We start from the raw sequence: 1,151 nt of genomic DNA, 5'->3' as shown, positions 1-1,151 counted from the left end.
ATTCAGCATCAGAACTAGAAGAATTACAGCGCAACACAGCAATAAAAATGCGCCGCCTGAACCACCAGGCTATATCTGCCACTCATTGTTGTGAGTGTGGCGATCCGATAGATGAACGAAGACGCCTGGTCGTTCAGGGTTGTCGGACTTGTGCAAGTTGCCAGGAGGATCTGGAACTTATCAGTAAACAGAGAGGTTCGAAGTGAGCGAAATTAACTCTCAGGCACTGCGTGAAGCGGCAGAGCAGGCAATGCATGACGACTGGGGATTTGACGCAGACCTTTTCCATGAATTGGTAACACCATCGATTGTGCTGGAACTGCTGGATGAACGGGAAAGAAACCAGCACTACATCAAACGCCGCGACCAGGAGAACGAGGATATTGCGCTAACAGTAGGGAAACTGCGTGTTGAGCTTGAAACAGCAAAATCAAAACTCAACGAGCAGCGTGAGTATTACGAAGGTGTTATCTCGGATGGGAGTAAGCGTATTGCTAAACTGGAAAGCAACGAAGTCCGTGAAGACGGAAACCAGTTTCTTGTTGTTCGCCATCCTGGGAAGACTCCTGTTATCAAGCACTGCACTGGTGACCTGGAAGAGTTTCTGCGGCAGTTAATCGAACAAGACCCGTTAGTAACTATCGACATCATTACGCATCGCTATTACGGGGTTGGAGGTCAATGGGTTCAGGATGCAGGTGAGTATCTGCATATGATGTCTGACGCTGGCATTCGCATCAAAGGAGAGTGAGATCGGTTTTGTAAAAGATAACGCTTGTGAAAATGCTGAATTTCGCGTCGTCTTCACAGCGATGCCAGAGTCTGTAGTGTCAGATGATGACCGTACTCAAACATCGGGTTGAGTATTATCTTACTGTTTCTTTACATAAACATTGCTGATACCGTTTAGCTGAAACGACATACATTGCAAGGAGTTTATAAATGAGTATCAATGAGTTAGAGTCTGAGCAAAAAGATTGGGCGTTATCAATGTTGTGCAGATCCTGTGTCTTGTCTCCATGCAGACATCACGAAGGTGTTTATGTAGATGAAGGTATAGATATAGAGTCGGCATACAAATATTCCATGAAGGTTTATAAGTCTAATGAAGACAAATCCCCATTCTGCAATGTGCGAGAAATGACTGATAC

Annotated in this window: 3 protein-coding genes; all 3 read left to right on the top strand. The window is 45.2% G+C overall.

The features are described 5' to 3' along the window. The first annotated feature begins 47 nt into the window (after positions 1–47). Positions 48–206: a TraR/DksA family transcriptional regulator gene (locus DS742_RS28505; protein ID WP_229041931.1), complete on the top strand. Its 159-nt coding sequence runs from the start codon at positions 48–50 to the stop codon at positions 204–206. Continuing rightward, complete coding sequence (locus DS742_RS28500; RefSeq protein ID WP_117420270.1) at positions 203–751, top strand: ead/Ea22-like family protein; 549 nt, start codon at positions 203–205, stop codon at positions 749–751. Before DS742_RS28505 ends, DS742_RS28500 begins: the two co-directional genes overlap by 4 nt. Positions 752–942: 191 nt before the next feature. After that, a partial coding sequence (locus DS742_RS29315; RefSeq protein ID WP_117420269.1) for an Ea8.5 family phage-derived protein occupies positions 943–1,151 on the top strand: 209 nt, incomplete at its 3' end.

Origin of the sequence: Lacrimispora amygdalina, assembly GCF_003432035.1 — a bacterium.
GTDB lineage: Bacteria > Bacillota > Clostridia > Lachnospirales > Lachnospiraceae > Lacrimispora > Lacrimispora amygdalina.
This window is presented reverse-complemented; position numbering and strand designations above follow the sequence as displayed.